Annotated in this window: 17 protein-coding genes; 3 read left to right on the top strand and 14 right to left on the bottom strand. The window is 63.0% G+C overall.

What is annotated here, in order from left to right:
• Positions 1 to 12: 12 nt before the first annotated feature.
• From AO356_RS12240 to tssA, 14 genes are all read right to left on the bottom strand, one after another.
• The gene (locus tag AO356_RS12240; RefSeq protein WP_060740010.1) at positions 13 to 291 is read right to left on the bottom strand and encodes a hypothetical protein; all 279 of its coding nucleotides are present in this window, start codon (positions 289 to 291) and stop codon (positions 13 to 15) included.
• Position 292: 1 nt separating this feature from the next.
• A complete protein-coding gene (locus AO356_RS12245; protein ID WP_060740011.1) occupies positions 293 to 4,732 on the bottom strand; it encodes an RHS repeat-associated core domain-containing protein in 4,440 nt (1,479 codons plus the stop codon).
• A 12-nt stretch (positions 4,733 to 4,744) separates the two neighbouring features.
• A complete protein-coding gene (locus AO356_RS12250) occupies positions 4,745 to 5,179 on the bottom strand; it encodes a DcrB-related protein (RefSeq protein WP_060740012.1) in 435 nt (144 codons plus the stop codon).
• A gap of 18 nt (positions 5,180 to 5,197) precedes the next feature.
• Positions 5,198 to 7,135: a type VI secretion system tip protein TssI/VgrG gene (gene tssI / locus AO356_RS12255; RefSeq protein WP_060740013.1), complete on the bottom strand. Its 1,938-nt coding sequence runs from the start codon at positions 7,133 to 7,135 to the stop codon at positions 5,198 to 5,200.
• A 158-nt stretch (positions 7,136 to 7,293) separates the two neighbouring features.
• Complete coding sequence (gene tssH, locus AO356_RS12260; protein ID WP_060740014.1) at positions 7,294 to 9,972, bottom strand: type VI secretion system ATPase TssH; 2,679 nt, start codon at positions 9,970 to 9,972, stop codon at positions 7,294 to 7,296.
• Positions 9,965 to 11,017, bottom strand: coding sequence for a type VI secretion system baseplate subunit TssG (gene tssG / locus AO356_RS12265; protein WP_060740015.1), 1,053 nt, complete (start codon positions 11,015 to 11,017; stop codon positions 9,965 to 9,967). Before tssG ends, tssH begins: the two co-directional genes overlap by 8 nt.
• The gene (tssF, locus tag AO356_RS12270; RefSeq protein ID WP_060740016.1) at positions 10,981 to 12,840 is read right to left on the bottom strand and encodes a type VI secretion system baseplate subunit TssF; all 1,860 of its coding nucleotides are present in this window, start codon (positions 12,838 to 12,840) and stop codon (positions 10,981 to 10,983) included. Before tssF ends, tssG begins: the two co-directional genes overlap by 37 nt.
• Entirely contained in the window at positions 12,837 to 13,349 is a 513-nt protein-coding gene (tssE, locus tag AO356_RS12275; protein WP_058542707.1) for a type VI secretion system baseplate subunit TssE, read from the bottom strand. Before tssE ends, tssF begins: the two co-directional genes overlap by 4 nt.
• Entirely contained in the window at positions 13,343 to 13,768 is a 426-nt protein-coding gene (locus tag AO356_RS12280) for a hypothetical protein (RefSeq protein ID WP_060740017.1), read from the bottom strand. The genes tssE and AO356_RS12280 overlap by 7 nt, the downstream gene beginning before the upstream one ends.
• On the bottom strand, positions 13,768 to 14,223 hold the full coding sequence (locus tag AO356_RS12285) for a type VI secretion system amidase effector protein Tae4 (RefSeq protein ID WP_060740018.1): 456 nt from the start codon (positions 14,221 to 14,223) through the stop codon (positions 13,768 to 13,770). Before AO356_RS12285 ends, AO356_RS12280 begins: the two co-directional genes overlap by 1 nt.
• Positions 14,224 to 14,304: 81 nt before the next feature.
• A complete protein-coding gene (locus tag AO356_RS12290; protein ID WP_025216165.1) occupies positions 14,305 to 14,793 on the bottom strand; it encodes an Hcp family type VI secretion system effector in 489 nt (162 codons plus the stop codon).
• A gap of 228 nt (positions 14,794 to 15,021) precedes the next feature.
• Positions 15,022 to 16,518, bottom strand: a complete 1,497-nt coding sequence (tssC, locus tag AO356_RS12295) for a type VI secretion system contractile sheath large subunit (RefSeq protein WP_060740019.1) — start codon at positions 16,516 to 16,518, stop codon at positions 15,022 to 15,024.
• A gap of 2 nt (positions 16,519 to 16,520) precedes the next feature.
• Positions 16,521 to 17,027, bottom strand: a complete 507-nt coding sequence (gene tssB / locus AO356_RS12300) for a type VI secretion system contractile sheath small subunit (RefSeq protein ID WP_003206923.1) — start codon at positions 17,025 to 17,027, stop codon at positions 16,521 to 16,523.
• An 81-nt stretch (positions 17,028 to 17,108) separates the two neighbouring features.
• Positions 17,109 to 18,152 carry a type VI secretion system protein TssA gene (tssA, locus tag AO356_RS12305; RefSeq protein WP_060740020.1) on the bottom strand — a complete coding sequence of 348 codons (1,044 nt, stop codon included), beginning with the start codon at positions 18,150 to 18,152 and terminating at the stop codon, positions 17,109 to 17,111.
• Positions 18,153 to 18,567: 415 nt separating this feature from the next.
• Between tssA and tagH the strand changes: the two genes are divergently transcribed.
• The 3 genes from tagH (at position 18,568) to tssK (ending at position 22,010) form a co-directional block, all read left to right on the top strand.
• Positions 18,568 to 20,085: a type VI secretion system-associated FHA domain protein TagH gene (gene tagH, locus AO356_RS12310; RefSeq protein ID WP_060740021.1), complete on the top strand. Its 1,518-nt coding sequence runs from the start codon at positions 18,568 to 18,570 to the stop codon at positions 20,083 to 20,085.
• A 68-nt stretch (positions 20,086 to 20,153) separates the two neighbouring features.
• Entirely contained in the window at positions 20,154 to 20,660 is a 507-nt protein-coding gene (gene tssJ / locus AO356_RS12315; RefSeq protein ID WP_060740022.1) for a type VI secretion system lipoprotein TssJ, read from the top strand.
• A gap of 15 nt (positions 20,661 to 20,675) precedes the next feature.
• Positions 20,676 to 22,010, top strand: coding sequence for a type VI secretion system baseplate subunit TssK (gene tssK, locus AO356_RS12320; RefSeq protein ID WP_060740023.1), 1,335 nt, complete (start codon positions 20,676 to 20,678; stop codon positions 22,008 to 22,010).
• The last annotated feature ends 3 nt before the right edge of the window (positions 22,011 to 22,013 follow it).

Here is a 22,013-nt window from a genome sequence, read left to right on the forward strand (position 1 = left end):
TGTCCTTGTGGGTTAGGGCATGCTCATCAGGGCCATTCTCAGGCGCTTGATCAGTTTCGGGGTCTTGAGGCAATCGGCCGGGCGTTTGTTACCCAGGGCGGGCACGGTCTGTTCCAGCCACCATAAGCCTTCCTTGAGCCCCCTTTTGCCATAGAGCACCACGGCCATGTCGAGGTTGTCATCCATGGCCTTGGCCAGCACGCGGGCGTTGTCGTCGAGGTAGTCCTCTTCGTACAACCGCACGAAATGCTGCCAATCGGCATCGCCGACGTATTCGTCTTCCAGTCCCATTTTAAAAACCTGCAAACGAAATCAAGTTGCTGCCGGTCGGGTTTCGCGCCGACGGCGCCAGGATCCCATCATAACCATTAGCCTTGGCCCAGGCGCCGATTTGATGGGTCTGGGTGTATTTGTCGCCGGTAATGCTCTTGAGGGAGACCCCCAATTGTTTGCGCACATCGGCCCGGGTCAGGTCCAGGACGTTGTTGAGCTGCACTTTCTTGCTGACCAGCACCCGTGTGGACAGGTCCACGCCCCAGTGATTGACTTCGCCCATGGCTGTCTTGCGTGAGTTGGCGCCATAGACACCGCCCAGGCCGGGGGCGGTGTAACGGTGCCTGGAGGCGACGTTCCACTTGTGCGCCGTCCAAGTCGTGCTGATCCGCCCCGGCTCTTCAAAGCGATACACCGTTCGGTTGACCTTGCGACCCTTGGGCGGCGTCGAGCATTTCATCAGCCCGAAGGGGTCGATCCAACTCACCGGGTTCGGCGCATACTGGTAGAGGTTCAGCCCACCGGCTAGGCCGATCGGGTCCGGTGTGGTGAAGCGGCCGATGTCCGGGTCGTAGAAACGCAGGGTGTTGTAGTGCAACCCGGTTTCGCGGTCCAGGTATTGGCCCTGGAAGCGCAGGTTCTGCTCTTCGATGTAGTACGGTTCGCGCAGCTCTTCGGCGGTGTTGCCCCACACTTGGTAACGGGCTCGCCAGAGTGTGTGGCCGTCGGCTTCCGAGAGCTGTTCGGGCAGGCCGTTGAAGTCGTTGTGGTAGTAGCGGACCTTCTGCTGATCGCCCAGGCCGTCGACCCTCGCCAGGGGGTCGTGGCTGTCGTCGGCGTAGATGTAGAGGCTGGTCTGGCTGTCGCGGTGTTCCTGCAAAAGTTGCAGCGCATCCCAGGTGAAACGGGTGCGGCTGAGCAGCGTGGCGTTGCGGTCGTATTCGGCTTTTTCGATGCGTCGACCCAACGGGTCATAGGTCATTTTTACGACCGAGCCGTTATCGTTGCGCACTTCCACCAGGCGTTGTTCATCATCGTAGCGAAAACGCTGGACGCCACGTCGGGCGCTGCGTTTTTCCACCATGCGACCGAAACCGTCATAGCGGTAGCGCTTGTCCTGGTAGGTCAACAAGCGGTTATGCGCGACCTGGCCTGTGCCCAGGCCGTCCAGCAGGTTGGCGGCCGGGTCATAGGCGAAGCTTTCACGCTGGCCTTGAAGGTTGTCCTGGCTGGCAAGAATGCGGCCGGTGGCGTCATAGTGCAGTAACTGGCGATGGGACGCTTCGGGCTGGCTGTCGAAGCGCTCCACCCGTTGATCGCTGGCGTCATAGCCAAACAGCGATTGCGCCACAGGCTGCAGCAGCGTGGATTGACCCTGTTGCCGCCGCTGGCGGGCCCGCAGGCGGCCACTGCGGTCGTATTCGCTGCGCGTACTCTGGCGCCCTTGGGTGCGCAGCACTTCGCGGTGCAGGCGGTCGCGCTCGAAATCGCTGATGACCTGGCCGTCGAGGTTGATCTGGTGCAGGTGACCGCTGCCGTAGTGCAGGCGGTTCAGCCAACGACCGTCGGGAAGCAGCGTCTGGTTCAGGTTGCCCAGTTCGTCATAGCGATGCTCGAGGTTCCCCGCCCAGCCTTGCTCGGTAATCAATTGCCCCAGGGCGTCGTAATGCAAGCCCAGGCTTTGTACTTCACCGGTCTGGCTGGTGAAGGTGATCGCGTTGACCTGGTCGAGCGCGTCATAGCGGTACTCGGTGCGCCCGTCTGCGGTGACTTTCGCCACCAGTCGCCCCATCGCATCGCGCTCCAGCTCATGAATGATGGGGGCTTGGGGGGCGAGGTCCAGGTCGGTGCTGCCAGGCACCGCGAGCGCTTCCACGCGGGTGACGTTGTCCAGCGGGTCGTAGGCGTAGCGCTTGAGGCTGCCGTCCAGGCTGTGTTGGGCGGTCAAGCGGTCGGCGGCGTCCCAGGCAAACCGGTAGCGCTCACCGTTTTCGTTGGTCAGGGCCAGCAGGCGCCCGTAGTTGTCGTAGCTCAGCTCCACCCGGCGACCGTGGGCGTCGGTGCGCACCCGCAGTTGACCGCTTAGGGTGTGTTGGAAAGTTGTCGTATGCCCGGCCGGATCGCTATAGCTGATCAACTGTCCGCTTGCGTCACGCTGATAGTGCTCGGTGCGCCCGTCCGGCAGTTGCTTGCTCAGCAGTCGACCCTGGTCGTCGTAGCTGAAAAGCGTCCGCTCTCCCAGTGCGTCGGTGCTGCTGAGCAACAGCCCTCGCTCGCAATAGCTCAACCGTGTGGTGTAACCGGAACAGTCGGTGTGTTCGCTGAGTTGCCCAAGCGCCGTCCAGCGCATGCGCTTGCTTTTGCCGGTGGCGTCGATGACCTCCACCACTTGGCCGTGGGCGTCGTGGCGATAGCGGGTGACGTGGCCCAGCGGGTCGGTTTCGCGAATACGGTTGCCCCGCGCGTCATAGCGGTACTGCCAGGTATTTCCCGCGGCATCGGTTTCAGCCAGGGGCAGGGCCCAGTGTTCGAGCCACAGGGTTGACTCGCTGCGCCCCAGCGGGTCGCGGGTTTCGCAGAGGTTGCCCGCTTCGTCATAGCTGAACTGATGTTGTCCGCCGTTGGGATCGGTCGCCCCCAGCAACTGGCTTTCGTCGTTCCACTGGAAGGTCCAGGTGCGACCCAGCGCGTCGGTGTTTTCGGTAATCTGATATCGGGTATCCCAGCGACGGGTGCTGATGCGCTGCAAACCGTCGGTGATGCGCGTGGTCCCGGCGGCCAGGTCGTAGTCGAAGGTGTAGGCGTCGCCCGCGTCGGTCCAGTGGCGAACCACGCGCCATTCCAGGTTTTCAACCAACGCCCATTCATAGAAACAGCGAAGCCCGGTAGGCAGTTGGTGTTCCACCATTCGCCGCCCGGCGTCGTAGGCGTAGCGACGTTTTACCTGGTCGTTGGACTGACGGACCTGCGCCAGATCGCCCTGGCCGTCGTAGCCATAGTGCATCAGCACTTCCCGGCGTTGATCGGCATAGAGGCGGTCGATCCGGCTGACCCGTTGTGGCCAGCGCTCGTCATACGCCAGTGCGATGCGGGTCAGGTCGAAGGTGTCACGCAGTTGCGCCAGGCGTCCGTTATCGTCGTATTCCAGGTGGATACGGTTGTCGTTGCGGTCACCCAGTTGGTTCAGGCGCAGCAACGCTGCATTGGCTGGCGTGGGTTCGAACAAGCGGTACAGCCCGTCCGCGCTCTCTATCAGCAACTCGCCGTTGGCATGCCGGCGCACGCTGAGGCCTTCACCGGCACTGAACACGGCACCGCCCAGGGGGATCGAGCCCATGTCGATGCGGCGGCCCTGTTCGTCGCTATAGACCAGGGTTTCGCCGCCGTCTGGATGGGGCAGGATTTCGACGCGCACCTCGTAGGGCACGCTCCAACCGGCACCAAACAATCCGTCGCGGCGTTCGTCGCGGCTGTTGTAGAAGCGTTGCCAGTCGATCGGCAAGATGCCGGGCAGGACGAAGTCCATCTCCTCGACATCGCCCAACACTTTGGCCCCGGTGGCGGCGTGTACGGGGTTCGACGAGCCCATCGCGGCGTTGGCCGCGGCGCCCATCGCGCTACTGACCGCCATCGACGCCGCACCGCCGATCAACATGCAGGGCAGGTTACTGAGGAATTTACCCTTGCCGCCCTTGAGCATCAGCAGCGCCGTGACCGCCAGCCCGACGCCCGGGGTCTTGCCGCTGCGGATCTCGCGCACCACCACCGAACCGCCACCGATGGTCACGTCAGGTGAAATCAGCCCGGCTGATACCACGGTCGCATCGCAGGTGCTGCGGTCGCCGCTGCGCACGGCGGGCTGACCGTTGATGGTGACTTTGTCCGAGCCTTCGGCCAGGAACTGCGGCGGCATCGGCGGGTGTTTCATGCAGGTGATCATGTCCAGCGGCTTGGGCACGGCACCGGGGGCGGGTACGGCGACGGTGGGACGCCACATCTGCGAGAAGAAATTCTCGGCCATGTCCAGGTAGCTGGGTTCGGCTTCGGGTGCTTCAAGTTCGGTGCCGGCCGGCGCGACATGGGACTCGATCGCCCCGGCGGCGCGGGCGGCAGGGATGTTGTTGGTCAAGGTGTTGGTGGAGCCGGTGAGGATGTTGGCCTGCACCGTGGGCGGGAAGAGGGCGTTGCCGATGCCCTCGCATAAGTCGCTTAGCCCCTTGTCGGCCCCGGTCTTGCTCATGGCGAGGCCGACCACGGCGCCCACCACCGCGCCGAGCAGGAAGCAACCCAAGCCGCCAGTGGCAACGGTAATGCCCGTGGCCGCGACCACGGCAGCCGTCGCCACCGCGGTGATCGCAATGTTCGCGGCCACTTCCAGGACGCCGCCGAGGATATCGGCCATCATCGAGGTGTGGTTCAGCGCGTCGCCTAGCCGAGCGGCCCAGAGTGCGTCAGACATGCAAGGTGCTCATCAAGCCAGAGCGTCGAACAGCAGCGAACCCTTGATCGTTGCCCAATGCGCCGCTTCGGCATCGCCCAGTTTCTCGGCTTTCACGTAGCTGAGGGCAAGCATTTTGCGCGTGCCGGGCAGCACCAGGGCCAGTTGGAACTGGAAGACCTTTTCATTGCCTTTGTTGAACTGGCTGCGCAGTTCGATGGCTTCGACTTCCTGGTTGGCGCCTACGCGCACGGTGGCGCCCGGTTGGCAGCGCAGGTCCTGGACCTGTTTTTCCAGGCGCTTGAGCTGGTCGTCGAGGTTGCTTTGCAGGGTCTCGCCCTCGGCCAGCAAGCTGCGGCTGACGATCAAGGACGTGCCCAGTTCGGGGAACTTGAGGATGTTGATTGTCGCGTCCAGCAATTCGCTGGGCGGCAGCTGGAACTGGAATTCATTGAGGCGGTAAGTCATGGCGCGAAAATCTCGAGGTTAGCCCTTGGGTGCAGGGAACGCGGCTTGGATGTTGGCATCGATGCTGCCCTTGACGCCCTGGCCGTCCGGCGTGGCTCCGGGGCCGCCACCGTTGTTCAGGTGCAGCACGCCGCCGGTGTTGAACTCGGCATCGCCGCTGGCGTAGAAGCTGATCTGTACGCCGGTCAGGTTGATCTGGCCGCTGGCGTTGAGCTCCAGGATGCTTTCGCCACATACCAGGCGCAGGTTTTCGCCCACTTCAATCACGTAGCTCTGGCTGATGCTGTCGGTCTTGCGCTGGCCGACGGAGAGGATGTCCTCCTGCTTGACGATGCGCAGGCGGTTGTTGCCGATGGTCACCGTCTCGTTGTGGCCGATGCTCTTGTTGCGGTCATGGCCCACCGAATGGCTTTCATCCACCTCGACCACGATGTCCTGGTTACGCTCGGCGTGGATGTACAGTTGCTCGGCGCCTTTCTTGTCTTCCATGCGGATTTCGTTGAAATTCGCTGGCGTGCCGCCCTTGCTCGAACGGCTTTTCATGCCGCTCTGGGTGGCATTGGCGGGCAAGTCATAGGGCACGGTCTGTTCGGCGTTGTAGACGCGACCGGTGATGATCGGCCGATCCGGGTCGCCTTCGAGGAAACTGACGATCACTTCCTGGCCAATTCGCGGGATCTGCATCGAGCCCCAGTTTTTCCCGGCCCATGCCTGGGACACGCGAATCCAGCACGAGCTGTTTTCGTTGGATTGGTCGTGACGGTCCCAGTAGAAATGCACCTTCACCCGGCCGAACTGATCAGTCCAGATTTCCTCGCCCTTGGGACCCACCACTAACGCAGTCTGCGGGCCTTTGACGATAGGGCGATGGGTGATGGGCAGTGGCCGATAGCTTTGCTGGGCGTCGATACAGATCAGGCTGCTTTCGAACTGCGCCGAAGGCGCGCCACCGCCGGTTTCGCCGCTTTCCTGGGAAATGTAGTAGCGGGCGCCGACGATCAGGTATTCGCGGTTCTGGTCCTGGCGGGTGAAGCCGGTGAGGCTGAACAGATGCCCCGAGCCCAGGCCCCGAGCGTTACCGGCCAGCTCGACCTGTTCGTGCTGGGTCTGCAAGGCTTCGATGCGGGTGCGGGCGTAGTGTTCGCCGTCCTGGCTCTGCACGTAGGTGCCAGGGTAGTCGTACAGGGGATAATCGCCGGCCGTGTGCGGGCGGGGCATGGCCGAGCGCACGTCGATGCGCGCACTCGGGCGCTGGAAGTCGTAGTCGTTGAGCTCCAGGGAGCCTGGCTGGACTTCCTGGGCCAGGTGCCAATTGTGAATATGGTCACGCTCGCGCTGCTGCTCGTTCTTCGGGTAGTACGGTACTGAGCCGTAGCCGGGGGCCGTGGAGTGGGCGCCATAGGCATCGGCCAGCACCAGCACATGCCGGCCCTGCTCATGGCGGAAGAAGTAGTAGATGCCTTCCTGTTCCATCAAGCGGCTGACGAAGTCGAAGCTGGTCTCGCGATACTGCACGCAGTATTCCCACTCGCGATACGTCTGGCTCAAGGCGTCTTCGAAATCGGAAAAGCCCAGGTCGCGGAACACCTGCTTGATGATCTGCGGGATGGTCAGGTTCTGGAAAATCCGGCAATCGGAGGTGCGGGTCAGCAGCCAAAACCACGGGCGCAGGGTGGCCTGGTAACTGGCGAACTGGCCCTGGTCGACGTTCTGGCTGAAACGGGCGACGATGCCATGGAAATAACGCTCGCCACCGCCATCGAGTTGCAGGCTCACGCACATGGGCTTGCCGAGCACCTGATTGAGGTCGATGGCGTTGTCCAGCGAGTGCAGCTGCAGCTCATAGTTGAACAGCCGCCCCAGTTCTTCGCCGCCGCCCATGTCCTTGAGCAGCAGTACCTCAGGTCCCAGGGGGCTGGTGATCTTGGCCAGGCGTGAGGCTTGGTTGAATAACATCGCTCATCTCATCGTTGTAATGGCTGCGCCGCTGATTGGAACAACTGTGGGAGCGAGCTTGCTCGCGATGGCGGTATGTCAGTCAACACGGATGTTGAATGTGACTGCGCTATCGCGAGCAAGCTCGCTCCCACGGGGTCTTGCAGTGTTCCTTACCGTCAGGCCGCGTCGCTGAAATCGTACTGCAATTCGTTGTCCACCGCGCTGATCCGCACCCCGGCCAAGGCCTTGCCTTCGAGCATGCGGGTCAGGAACTCGCGGCTCATGTCCGGCAGCAGGCTGTTGGTCAGGATGGTGTCGATCATACGCCCGCCGCTTTCGGTTTCGGTGCAACGCGAGACGATCAAATCGATCACCGCGTCGTCGTAGTCGAAGGCCACTTTGTGGGTGCTCTCCACGCGCTTCTTGATGCGGTTGAGTTGCAGGCGGGTGATGGCCTTGAGCATCTCGTCGCTGAGCGGGTAGTACGGGATCGTCACCAGGCGGCCGAGCAGGGCCGGCGGGAAAATCTCCAGCAGCGGCTGGCGCAGGGCCTTGGCGATTTCTTCCGGCTCGGGCACGTTCTGCGGATCCTTGCAGACGTCGGCAATCAGTTCGGTGCCGGCGTTGGTGGTCAGCAGGATCAAGGTGTTCTTGAAGTCGATCACCCGGCCTTCGCCGTCCTCCATCACGCCTTTGTCGAACACCTGGAAGAAAATTTCATGCACGTCCGGGTGGGCTTTTTCCACCTCGTCCAGCAGCACCACGCTGTACGGTTTGCGCCGCACGGCTTCGGTCAGCACGCCGCCTTCGCCGTAGCCGATGTAGCCCGGTGGCGCACCCTTGAGGGTGGACACGGTGTGGGCTTCCTGGAACTCGCTCATGTTGATGGTGATGACGTTCTGCTCGCCGCCGTACATGGCTTCGGCCAGGGCCAGGGCGGTTTCGGTCTTGCCCACGCCGGAGGTGCCGGCGAGCATGAACACGCCAATCGGCTTGCTCGGGTTGTCGAGGCCGGCGCGGGAGGTCTGGATGCGCTTGGCGATCATCTGCAAGGCATGGTCCTGGCCGATGATGCGTTTTTTCAGGTGCTGGTCGAGGTTGAGCACGGTTTCCAGTTCGTTGCGGGCCATGCGGCCCACCGGGATACCGGTCCAGTCGGCGACCACCGAGGCCACGGCCTGGTAATCCACGGTGGGCAGGATCAGCGGGGTTTCGCCTTGCAGGGCGGTCAGGCGCTGTTGCAGGTCTACCAGTTTCTCGCGCAGGGCGTGGCTGGCTTCGCTGCCGTCCTCGCTGTCCACCACGCCGACGCGCTCGCGCAGGGTGGCGCGGGTGGCGAGCAGCTCGTCCACCAGGGTTTTCTCTTCGGCCCAGCGGCTTTCCAGCTCGGCCAGGCGCTCGCGTTCGGCGCTCAGCAGGCTTTCGGTCTGGGTCTGGCGAGTGCCGATGACCACGCCAATGGCGTGCTCACGGGCGATGATTTGCAGCTCGGTTTCCAGCGCTTCGATGCGCCGACGGCTGTCGTCCACTTCGGCCGGCACGGCGTGCAGGCTGATGGCGACGCGGGCACACGCGGTGTCCAGCAGGCTCACGGATTTGTCCGGCAGCTGGCGCGCGGGAATGTAGCGGTGGGACAGCTTGACCGAGGCTTCCAGGGCTTCGTCGAGGATCTGCACCTGGTGGTGTTTTTCCATGGTCGAGGCCACGCCGCGCATCATCAGCAGGGCTTTGTCTTCCGACGGTTCGGCCACTTGCACCACTTGGAAACGGCGGGTCAGGGCCGGGTCTTTTTCGATGTGTTTCTTGTACTCGGCCCAGGTCGTGGCAGCCACGGTGCGCAAGGTGCCACGAGCCAGGGCCGGCTTGAGCAGGTTGGCCGCGTCGCCCGTGCCGGCGGCGCCACCGGCACCCACCAGGGTGTGGGCTTCGTCGATGAACAGGATGATCGGCTTGGGCGAAGCCTGGACGTCTTCGATGACCTGGCGCAGGCGCTGTTCGAATTCGCCTTTCATGCTCGCGCCGGCCTGCAACAGGCCCACGTCGAGGCTGCGCAGTTCCACGTCCTTGAGGGCCGGCGGCACGTCGCCGGCGACGATGCGCAGGGCAAAGCCTTCGACCACGGCGGTCTTGCCCACACCGGCTTCACCGGTGAGGATCGGGTTGTTCTGCCGGCGGCGCATGAGGATGTCCACCAGTTGGCGGATCTCTTCGTCACGGCCGACGATCGGGTCGAGCTTGCCGCTGCGGGCCTGCTCGGTGAGGTCGACGGTGAAGCGCTTGAGGGCTTCCTGCTTGCCCATGGCGCTGGGGGCCATGGCGCCGCTGGCTTCGCCCGGCACGGCGCCGGCATTGAAGCCGTCGCTGGCGGTCAGGGCGTTTTCCGGCGAGTCGCCGACGTATTCGTCAAAGCGCTCGCTCAGGGCTTCGACCTTGACCTTGTCGAACTCCGACGACAGGCCCAGCAACGCGTGGCGCAGGCTCGGCGTCTTGAGGATGCCAAGCACCAGGTAACCGGTGCGCACCTGGCTTTCGCCGAACATCAGGCTGCCGTAGACCCAGCCGCGTTCCACGGCTTCTTCGACGTGGGAGGACAGGTCGGTGATGGAAGTCGAACCCCGTGGCAGGCGGTCGAGGGCTTCGGTGAGGTCACGGGCCAGGCGCGCCGGCTCGATGTTGAACTGGCGGATGATGCGATGCAGGTCCGAGTCCTGCAGTTGCAGCAACTGGTGAAACCAGTGGGCCAGTTCCACATAAGGGTTACCACGCAACTTGCAGAACACGGTGGCGGCTTCGATGGCTTTGTAGGCCACGCTGTTGAGTTTGCCGAACAACGCGGCGCGACTGATTTCACCCATGCTCATGGCTCCTTGAGGTCTGTGAGGTGTTGGCCTGTTCGGCGTAATGCCGGGCCAGTATTAAATCGTTGGCATCTGTTTCGGGGCGGCCCAGCCAGGTATTGAACCCCAGGCGGAAGCGACCATTGAGTTGCAGTGCCGGGACTTCGGGTTGTTCCAGGACCAGGTTCAGGTCCCAGTCCAGCTCATGGCCCAGGTATTCGGCGACCCAGGCCACCAGCTCGTTGAACGGTTGGCTGCCGGGCAGCATGCCCATGTAGTCAACGAGCTTGAGTGGCCCCAGGCGAATGCGGAATTTGTGCTGGCGATCCCACACGAAGCGGCCCAGGCAGAAGTCCACGCCCAATTGATGGGCGCTGACCCCGACGCGGCTGCGTTCGGGCAGCTCCAGCCATTGGCCGACGTATTCTTCGATCTCCACCGGCAGGCCGAAGTACTCGCTGAGAATCGCCTTCAAACCGTCCGGGTAACGGGTCTGTGCCGACAGGTGGCCGCTGTAATGGAGTTTCGCCGTGTCGGGGATCAGCCCCTGGTTGAGCAGGCTTGGCATGCCCCGGCCGCTGAGCGCCGCCAGGCGCGCCGACCAGTAGTCATCGTCCGGGCGGTCATGGCTGACGGTCGGCCGTGCTTCGGCCCAGGCCCGGTAGAACAGGCTGAGCAGGCGATGGTGAAACACATCGAGGAAGCGCTTGCTGGTGCTGTCGGCGTTGTTGCGCTGGCGTTCGCGCACGTATTCGGTGATGTGCAGCGGCATCGGGCCGTTGGGGCCGCCGAGGCCGAAGAAGAATTGCTCCAGGCGCGCCGGCGTACCGTCGCCGCCCGGTTGCACCGAGGCGAGGGTGGCCGGGGCGAAGGTGCAGTCGGCCTGTTGCCCGAGGCGCAACGGGTCATCGGCCAGGCGCAGGGAATGGCCCAGGCGCGGCAGCTCGGGGGATTCGCACTCGATGCGCCGCAACGCCTGGAAGAAGTCGTATTCCCAGGGTTCCTGGTGCATCGCTTCCAGGGTACTCACAGGGTCGGACGACGTCCGGGCTTGGCTTTCCATCGCATGATCTCGCCGCGTTCGGTGGTACGGATCACCGTCTCGGTAAAACTGTTGATCGACACGTAGCGTGCCAGGAAGCGCTCGAACACCGCACCGAGCAGGAACACCCCGGTGCCGCGAAACGCGTTTTCATCGAATTCCAGGGTGATCTCCAGGCCCCGACCGAACACGATCGGGCCGGGCATCGGCAAGCGCCGGGTGCAAGCCTTGCTGCTGACTTCCCGCAGGCCTTCGATCTGCAATTGCAGCGCCGCGTCGTTGCTGTCGCCGTACAGGCGCAGCAGTTCACGCAGGGCGGCGGCGCCTTGGCCTTGTTCGCTCAACGACAAGTAGTTCAGCGACAACTGGCTGATCAGCCGCCAGGCCTTGGCATCGTGGGCATGGCTGGCCCGTGGGCGACTGGGACCTGCCACGCAACGCACGGCGCCAACCGGCGCACTGTCGGCCAGGGTGAAGTCGGTCTTGCCGTTGCCCACGCCCATGAACAGCGGCAGGTCGCGGTTGGTGCACAACGCCGTCACGCCCAACTGGCGCAGGTCGTGGCGGTAGGGCGCTTGCTGGCTGTCCACCAGGCTGACGAAGGTTTCGCTGCCGATGTAGGTCGAGCGCGGGCCGTTGCGTCGTTGGTCGCTGGACAGCACGCGTGGTTCGCGGCGCACGGTGTAGTAGGCCTGGTCGCGGCCATAGCGGGACGGATCGCGCACGGCGTAGAACGGCAAGAACGGCTGCTCCGGCCCGGTGCCGTGGCCGGTGAGGCCGCTGAGCGAATGCACTTCGAAATCCATCGGCCGGGTGCGGTCGGCGATCACGTGGTGTTCGTTGACCCGCTCCGACAAGTGAATGCGATCCAGACGCTTGGGGAACAGGTTGATGGCCGGGGTGCAGAACGGCAGGAATTGCGAAGCGCCGACGCTGCCTTCCAGGCTTGGATCGTGACGGTCGAACAGCACGATCAACTCCAGTTCCTGGCCGTCGCAGCGTTTGACCGCGCGGCTCAACTGGGTGAAGTCGACAAACAGGAAGCGGTGGGGCAGGGCGAAGTATTCCTGCAACAGGCGATAGCCCTGGAAGGCCCGGGACACCACCGGCAGCGCGGCGTCGGCATCGTCGAAGCCGCGCGAGCGCAACGCATCCTGGGGCAGCCGCTCCACCCAGTCGCCGCCGGGCTTGCGGGCGAACACCGCGCAGGCATTGCCCAGCAGTTGTTCGTAGAGGCGGAAGGGCTGTTCGTCGGCGCCGCTCAAGTACAGCGGCAGGTTGTCCAGGGCCAGGCTGTTGAACGGCAGTTCGGCGCCGGTGCGCAGTGTGATGCGCAGCCCGGCCTTGGCCTTGGGCTCGCTGGCGGCCAGGCGCCCGAGCACCACGGACGGGTTGCCGAAGTATTCGGCCTGGCTGACCTGCAACGGCCACAACGTCACCGCGTGGGCGGTGCGGTACTCGCAGCAGGTCTGGGTTTCGCGACCCAGGGCGGCGCGCAGGACGGTATCGCGGGGCAGCGGGAAGCCACTGCTCAGCGAGCCTTCGTCCGGGTCGGCCTGCATCTGCACCACGGTCATCGACGGTGTCGGTGCCAGGTAATGGGGGTAGGCGATTTCCAGCAGGTTGTGGGTGAAGGTCGGGTACTCGGCGTCGAGCTTGAGCTGCACCCGCGCCGTCAGGTAGGCGAAACCTTCCAGCAGGCGCTCGACATACGGGTCGGCGCAGTCCATGCCGGACAACGTCAGCCGACTGGCGATCTTCGGGTATTCCTTGGCGAACTCCGCTGCGCTTTCGCGCACGTGGTGCAGTTCCTGGTTGTACAGCTCCAGCAGGCGCGGGTTCATGAGCGTCTCCGCTGGTCGGCGTTGACCACGCGCACATGGCCGGTTTCCAGGTCCAGGTCGGTCTGCAGCATCAGGCGCAGGGGCACCGGCTGGGCCCAGAGGTCGCCCTCGATCTCGAAACTCAAGGCGTTGTGGTTCATCTCGGCGGTCGCCCGGGCGCGTACCCGCAGGGTGTGGCGCAGGATGCGCGGTTCGAAGGTGGCAATGGCCTGGTGGATCAAGGTTTCCAGGGCCGAGACATCGACGTTCGACGCGCTGTTGCCGGCCAGCGCCGGCAGGCCGAAATTCACCACCGAGGTGCCCGCCGGGGTGTGCAACGTGGCATCGGCGTCGAGCAATGAGGTGGTGTTGAGCAGCCACGCCAGGTCACGCAGCACCGAGGCTTTCAATTGGGTCAGGGACAGCACGCGTTTGTCGGCGCTTTCCTTGGGGTTGGTCGGATCGTCGTCGGTCAACCGGTCCAATAGGGAGGGCTGGAGGCGATCGCGGGTGGCGATTTCGGTTACCACGTAAAGGGCGCCACGTACATTTTCTGGTCTCCGCCGGAGCCGCAAGCTGCATACAGGCTGACCGTTCCCGCCTCAAAACCTTCCGGCATCTGACGAATAGCCTGCATTTTGCTCAGACAATCGCGGCTGGGGGCGGGCATGTGTTCGCTGCGCCAGACCGCAAAAATCGGGATGTTGTTGAACATTTCCACGCGCAGTTTCTGCTGTTTATCCAGGCTGAAGCCGCACGGCCATTCCATGTCCAGCTTCATGCGACTCTGGTCGGGTTTGACCAGCGTGCATTGGCCCTGATCGTCAACCAGGCTGAGTGACTGGCCCTCGAAAACCGCCTGGGTCGTTGGCGCCCCGGCATGCTCGGCGCACGCGCTCAGGCTGATCAGGCTAGTCGTCAGGCATAAGGCGAGCAGGGGCTTGTTCATTAAATGAGCTCCCAGAACCAGACCTTCTTGGATCGATAGAAAAGATCGCTGGTTTGGGTCAGGCCACGATTCCATAGATCGATGTGGTCGCCGCTACGACCTTCGGCAGTCTCTCCTGATTGCTGAAAGCAGTCCTTGAAGAAAATCAGGCCGGTCTTGCCCATCAATGTCTTTCGGTCTTCGGGGCTGTTACTGAGAATAGTTGGATGGCCCAGATGATGTTTCCACAACCAATTCGCCAATGACTCGGCGCCCCTGGCGTGTTCATGCTTACACAGGGGGTCTTTGGTGTAGGTGGATTTGTTGACCTTGATGGTTTTCTCCGCATTGAGCGTCAGGCTCATGCGTATGGCGCATTGGTTTGCCCAGGGACCGTCACAGGGTTTTGCGTCAGGATGGGCAATCAGCAGGTCGGAATAGGCTTTCCACAAATTGATAAACGAAGGCTTGGCCATGACTCAGACACCGAAAGGGAAAAGATTGGATTCGAGCAAGCACCAAACACCCCCGGCGCGTGGCACCGGGGGTATTTTCGATTACACCTTGACGTTCTGACGGATGTTCCAGCCGAACTTGACCGGACCGCCTTCCTTGGTGCCGTCGGCTTTCTGTGGCTGGTAGTCCACCAGCACCTTGGCGAAGTTCAGGGTGACGTTTTCAGTCAGGCGATCATCGCCGCCCGAGCCGCCGGTGCTCAGGGAAGTGACCAGCACTTCTTCCAGGTTGATGATCATGTACTCGACCTGGCTTTCACCGCCGGCCTTGCGCACGGTCAGCTTGACCTTGTCGATGTGCTTGCCGCTGGCGCAGTGCATCATCAGGTTCGGCGAAGCCTTGTCGACGAACTTGGTCAGCGACAGGTCCTGGACGTTGACCTTGCCGGCACCGCCGCCGCTGCCCACGTGCATGTTGCCGGACTGGGACATGCCCCAGCTCCAGTTCAGGACGTCGATCTCGTCCTTGTGGGCCTTGTCCATGGACTCGCCCTTGATGTCGCCGATCTTGATGAAAATATCAACAGCCATGTTTTCTCCCTGTGTGGTTTCTAACCACATTGTTTGGTTGACGCTGACCTTGCGAAATTACGGGTGCTGAACGGGGTGGAAGACGATCTCCAGCCTGCTGGAGATCCCCTGTGGGAGCGAGCTTGCTCGCGATGGCGGCGTCACATCCGACATCAATGCAAGCTGATCCACCGCTATCGCGAGCAAGCTCGCTCCCACAGGGTTACCGCCACCCGTTTCAATAAGTTTTTACGCGCCCTTGGCCGACGGCAGTTTCGATACCAGGCGCAGCGACACGGTCAGCCCTTCGAGCTGGTAGTGCGGGCGCAGGTAGAACTTGGAGTTGTAGTACCCCGGGTTGCCTTCGACTTCTTCGACGATCACTTCGGCGGCAGCCAGTGGATGCTGGGCCTTGGTGGTCTCGGTGGAGTGCGCCGGGTCACCGTCGACGTAGTTGAGGATCCAGTCCTGCAACCAGCGCTGCATCTCGTCCTTCTCTTTGAAGGAACCGATCTTGTCGCGCACGATGCACTTCAGGTAATGGGCGAACCGGCAGGTGGCGAACAGGTACGGCAGGCGCGCGGCCAGGTTGGCGTTGGCGGTGGCGTCCGGGTCGTCGTATTCGGCCGGTTTCTGCAACGACTGGGCGCCGATGAACGCGGCGAAGTCGGTGTTTTTCTTGTGCAGCAGCGGCATGAAACCGTTCTTCGCCAGTTCCGCTTCACGGCGGTCCGAGATGGCGATTTCGGTCGGGCACTTCATGTCCACGCCACCGTCGTCGGTCGGGAACGTGTGGGCTGGCAGGTTTTCCACTTCGCCGCCCGATTCAACGCCACGGATGCGCGAGCACCAGCCGAAGTGTTTGAACGAGCGGTTGATGTTCACTGCCATCGCGTAGGCGGCGTTGGCCCAGGTGTACTTGGAGCTGTCGGCGCCGTCGGTGTTTTCTTCGAAGGCGAAGGCTTCCACCGGGTCGGTCTTGGCGCCATAAGGCAGGCGCGCCAGGAAGCGCGGCATGGTCAGGCCGATGTAGCGCGAGTCTTCCGATTCACGCAGCGAGCGCCAGCCGGCGTATTCCGGGGTGGTGAAGATCTTGGTCAGGTCGCGCGGGTTCGACAGTTCCTGCCACGAGCCCATGCCCATCACGGTTGGCGATGCCGCGGCGATGAACGGGGAGTGCATGGCCGCGCAGACTTTCGACAGCTCGCCCAGCAGCTCGACATCCGGTGGCGACTGGTCGAAGTAGTAGTCGCCCACCAGGCAGCCGTAAGGCTCGCCGCCGAACTGGCCGTATTCTTCTTCGTACATCTTCTTGAAGAGCGGGCTCTGGTCCCACGCGGTGCCCTTGAATTTCTTCAGGGTCTTGTGCAGGTCGGTCTTGGAGATGTTGAGCACGCGGATCTTGAGCTGCTCATCGGTCTCGGTGTTGTTGACCAGGTAGTGCAGGCCACGCCAGGCGCTTTCCAGTTGCTGGAAGTCGGGGTGGTGGATGACCTGGTTGACCTGGGCGGTGAGCTTGGCGTCGATGGCGGCGATGATCGATTCGATCGACTTGATGGCGTCGTTGGACACCAGGTCGGTCTGCGCCAGGGCCTGTTCGGCCAGGGTACGCACGGCGGTCTCGACGGCTTCGCGGGCGCGCTCGGTCTTGGGTTTGAATTCTTGCAGCAGCAGGGACGCGAACTCGCTGGTTTCTTCTGTCGCGCCGAGGTTCTGTGCGCCTTCGCGGGCTGTATTGTCAGTCATGATCATTGGTCCTGTGCTGGCTTCGGCGCGCTCGCCAGGGCCTGCAACAGCGCTGGGTCCTTGATCGCCTTCATGATGATTTCTTCGGCGCCGGTCTTGCCGTCCATGTAGGTCAGCAGGTTGGCCAACTGGGTGCGCGCTTCGAGCAGCTTGTTCAGCGAGTCGACCTTGCGGGCCACGGCCGCCGGGCTGAAGTCGTCCATGCTTTCGAACGTCAGGTCCAGGCTCAGGTTGCCTTCGCCGGTCAGTTCGTTAGGCACATGGAACGCCACGCGCGGCTGCATGGCCTTGAGGCGCGAGTCGAAGTTATCGACGTCGATCTCGAGGAACTTGCGGTCGGCTACCGCAGCCAGAGGCTCGGCAGGCTTGCCGGCGAGGTCGGCCATGACGCCCATGACGAAGGGCAACTGGACCTTTTTCTCGGCGCCGTAGAGCTCGACGTCGTACTCGATCTGCACTCGAGGCGCGCGGTTGCGCGCGATGAATTTCTGAGAACTTTGCTTCGCCACGTTGCTGCTCCTGGTCGCTTGAGCGACGGTGTTGGCGTCATCGGGGGTGCCGGTGACGTGACTGCGTGATCCGCTCGCTTTTTATTCGCTGTCTGGGCCGCGCAGGTTTTCAAATTGACTCATGCCGTCGGGAATCAGGTTGCGCACAATGGCCGCGAAATCGGCGTGCACCAGATGCTTGGCCCGGTTCAACAGCACCGGCAGCGGGCTGGAGGGCTCATGACGGGTGTAGTACGCGAGAATCCGGTCCAGGCTGCGCAGCACGTCGTCGCGGTTGTTGATGTCGCCGCTGACGGTGTTGGTGCTGTTATTGGTATTGCGCGGTGAGCTTGTGACATTTACATGCTCAGCGGGCGCTACGCTGTTGTCGCTGACGGGATCGGCCTGGGCGTCGTCGCCACTCTGCGGGGCGAACTGGCCGAGAATCTGCAGGGCCATCTTCAACGGTTGCTTCAACGGGCCGAGGTCCACGCCTTGGGCGGAACCGACCTGGTCGCTGACCTGCTGCTCGATGGCTTCGGCGGCGCTGCGGGCTTCGAGCAGGGCGGCGCGGATGACTTCCAACTGTTCGGGGTCGCTGTCGAGCAGGGCCCCGGCGAGCTGTTCGGCACCGAGGTTTTCATCCGGGAAACTTTGCAGGCCACTGGCGTTGGCGGCGGCGCGCAGGCTGACGGCACCGAAGGTCCGCGAACGGGTCAGGATGCTTTCGCGCAGCAGGCGGATGGTGACATCGGACGTCAGGCCGGCGAGGGCATTGATGCGCACGGTGGGGTCGTTGTCGTCATCGGCGTCCAGGCGCGGATGCAGTTCGGCCCAGTATTGCTTGAGCAATTCGCTGATCAGCGTCAGCACACGGGCCATGCCCGGCAGGCCTTCGAGGGCCAGGGAGCTCTGCATCAGGAAATGGGTGATGCGCAGGTCTTTGCTGCGCTGCAGCAAGTCCAGGCTCTGCTGTTGGATGCTGCGCCATTCAGGGGGTTCGGCAGGCAGGATCGAATCGCCCATGCTGCGCTCGGGTTGGCCCCGGGAGTCACGTTCCAGGCGCAGGAAATCCGCGTCATATTCCAGATCTTCACCACACGGCGAAGTCGCGGAAACGGCGGCGAGCAGCAAAGGCACATCCACTTGGATCGATCTCCCTATCACCCGCTTGATAGAAGTCGGGCAGTTCACACGCAAGTTTCGGATGAAACTTCACATGTTCCTTGACGGTAATGGCCCTTTAGATCTGCGATGATCCTAAAGTGCCATCATGTATATTCAAGAAGTTGTGCATTTTTGGTGTAGTACTTATCGCTTGTCAAGGTAAGCTATTTCGCCTGTGTATGCCCTATGTAACAGTTGTGATGCGCTTAACAGCCTGTCCGACCTACCGGTCGAAGCGGCAACTCACGTGGGGTTTTTGTCACGCAAGCCGGTTATGATCAGCGATCATGCTGGCAAAAAGCCGTTTTTACGGTTGTTGGCAGGTTGCCGGCGGGTGGTCAAGGTCTGAACCTTCACTCCCGCCCGCGCGCGAAGTATTCAGCAAGGAGGCAAGATGCCGCTGTGTTTGACTATCACTAGTTATCACAAAATTACCCCAGGCCAGTGTTCTGAAAAGTCCATGGATCAGGGGGTGATGGCAATTGGCCGTAATTCCGATAATGACTGGGTATTACCGGACCCCGAGCGCCTGGTTTCCGGTAAACATTGCGTTATCCAATACAAAGACGGGCGTTATTATTTGACCGATAACAGCACCAATGGTGTGGAATTGGTCAAGGCTGGCGTTCGCTTGCGCAAGGGCAACAGCGAGCCCCTGCAAGACGGCGAAGTGATCCGCATTGGTGATTATGAAATCCAGGCCCGCGTCGATTTCAACCTGCCGGTCACCGACAGCAATCCGTTCGCCGAATCGCCCAGCAGTTTCGAGGCCTTGATGGGGCAGCAGAGCGCCGCGGCGCATGTGCCGTCGCCGATCCAGGTGGCCTCGCCTGCGCATTTCCAGGGCGTGTCGGCCATGGACACCCTGCCGGACCTGTTCGACTTCTTGGCCCCGAGCAGTGTCCCGCCGGCCACCCAGCCTGACCATGTCCCGGCCGAGCAACACAATTTCCGCCCGCCGACGCCAATTGCCCGGCCGAGCCCGCCCTCCGTGGTCGAGCCGGTTGTACCGCCGTCTGCCTCGGTGATTCCGGACGACTGGGACCCGTTCAGCGACAAGCCTGCACCGGTGGCGGTTGCCCCGCTGCCCGTGGCCCCGCCGCCGGTGCCGCTACCGCCAGTGGTTGAGCCGATCGCGACCCCGGTTTCGCAGCCTCCGCTCGTCGACATCTTTGCTGAAATCAGTGCACCGCCGCCGGCACCCGTGCGTGAAGCACCGGTGACCCGCGTCGAGACCCCGGTCGCACCGCCAGTTGCTCCTCCAGTTGCCCCGGTTGCTCCAGTTGCTCCAGTTCCTCCGGCCGCGCCGGCCGAGGCCGCCCAACCCGACTTGCTGCAAGCCTTCCTGCGCGGCGCCGGGCTGGATCAGTTGCGCCTGGACAAGGCCAATGCCGAAGCACAGATGGAAAGCATCGGGCGCAGTTATCGCTTGATGGTCGAAGGCCTGATCGATGTCTTGCGCGCCCGCAGCAGCCTCAAGGGTGAGTTCCGCATCCAGCAGACGATGATCCAGCCGGTGGAAAACAACCCGCTGAAGTTCGCCCCCAATGTCGATGAAGCCTTGCTGTTGCTGTTGCGCCACGGCAACCAGGCGTTCATGGCCCCGGACGCGGCGGTGCGTGACAGTTTCGATGACTTGCGGGCCCACCAACTGGCGGTAATGGCCGGTGTGGAAGCGGCCATCAAGCATTTGCTGGGGCGCTTCGAGCCGGCGCAACTGGAAGAACGCATGGCCAAGCCCGGCGGGCTTTCGGGGATTTTCAGCGGCTCGCGGCAGGCCCAGTACTGGCAGCAATTCACCGAGCTCTACAGCAACATTTCCCGGGAAGCCCAGGAGGATTTCCAGGACCTGTTCGGTCGCGAGTTCAGTCGCGCCTACGAAGAACACAGCACACGACAGCGACGCCGTTGAGCGGCGCTGTCCTATAACAATATTGATCAGCCAACAACGGATAGCTCAAACGTCATTGAGGACGCAGGATGATTCCCAGGTTTTTACTCGCAGTCGCCACCGCGCTTCTGCTGACGGCGTGCGCCAAGGATGCGGCCAACCCCCAGCCCGAAGAAGCTGAGGCCGACACCGCCGCCATCGAGTTGCATTTCCATGCCATTGCCGGCCTCAACCCCGGCGCCACCGGCCAGCCGGCCCCGGTCCGGGTGCGCATTTTCGAACTGAAAAATGCCGCGACCTTTGGCCGTTCCGATTATTTCGCCCTGGCCGAACGGGCCCAGGCCACGCTGGGCGCTGACCTGATCGACCAGGACGAGGTGCTGATCCAGCCCGGCCAGCAACTGAGCCTGCAACGCGACCTCGACCCGGCCACGCGACACATCGGAATACTGGTGGGCTATCGCGAGCTGGACCAGTCGTTGTGGCGCACGGTGATGAATGTCCCGGCGCGCGAATACACCGAATACCAGATCAGCCTCGATGTGCGCGCCGTGCGCAGCGCCGTCGTCGTTCCCCCATCCAGCCCTGCCCAATAAGCAATCGGAGCCCCCATGTCCTGGAACAATCGCGTGGTCTGGTCGGAAGGCATGTTCATTGGAACGCAGCACTTCCAACAGCATGACCGTTACCTGGAAAACCTCATCGACGCACGCAGCCGCCCATTGTCGGCCGGCGCCTGGGGTTTTTCCGAATTGCTGATCGACCAGGGCCTGCTGGCCCAGGGCAAGCTGGCGATCATCTCGGCGCGGGGCCTGTTGCCGGACGGCACGCCCTTCAACATTCCCCAGGATGACCTGGCGCCCACGCCGCTGAACGTCGATGACAACCTGCGCGATGGCCTGGTGTACCTGGCCTTGCCGCTCAAGCGCGCCGGCGCCCGTGACACCGTGGACGAAGGCGAAGACCTCGGCGCCGCGCGTTATGTGAGCCAGGTGTGCGAAGTGCGCGACGACAACGCACCGTTCGAAAACCGCGCGCCGGTGGCCCTTGGCTCCCGGGCCCTGCGGTTGTTGACCGAACAGGATGGCATCGGCGACTACGCCGCCATCGGTGTGGTGCGCATCAAGGAAAAACGTGCCGACCGTGCCTTGGTGCTCGACGACACCTACATCCCGTCACTGCTGGATGTCATCGCCTCCAAACCGCTGGCGGCGTTTCGCAGCGAACTGCTGGGCCTGCTGCATCAACGCGGCGAAGCCTTGGCCGGGCGGGTGGTGGCGTCCGGTGCCGGTGGCGCCTCGGAGATTGCCGACTTCATGCTGCTGCAACTGGTCAACCGCGCCCAGCCGCTGATCCAGCACCTGAGCCAGTTGAGCCCGCTGCACCCCGAGCGTTTCTACAGCGAACTGGTGAGCCTGGCCGGGGAGTTTTCCACGTTCACCGCGTCCGGGCGACGACCGCAGCAATACCCGCCGTACCAGCACGATGACTTGGCGCTCAGCTACGCGCCGGTGATGCAGGCCCTGCGCGAAGCCCTGTCGATGCTGATCGACAGCAAGGCGACGCCGATTCCGATTGTCGAGAAAGCCTACGGCATCCACGTGGCGATGCTGGCCGACAAGACCCTGCTCGACAGCGCCAGCTTCATCCTGGTGGTGCGTGCCGATGTGCCGGCCGAAACCCTGCGCAGCCGCTTCGGCCAGCAGAGCAAGGTCGGCTCGGTGGAGCACATCCGCGACCTGGTCAACCTGCAACTGCCGGGCATCGGCCTGCTGCCGTTGCCGGTGGCGCCACGGCAACTGCCGTACCACGCCGGCTCCACCTACTACGAACTCGACCGGGGCAGCGACCACTGGCAGCAGTTGAGCAACTCCGGCGGCTTTGCGTTCCACATCGCCGGCCAGTTCCCAGGGCTGAACCTGGCTTTCTGGGCGATCCGAGGATAAACC

The sequence above is a fragment of the Pseudomonas fluorescens genome, from assembly GCF_001307275.1.
Lineage (GTDB): Bacteria > Pseudomonadota > Gammaproteobacteria > Pseudomonadales > Pseudomonadaceae > Aquipseudomonas > Aquipseudomonas fluorescens_AA.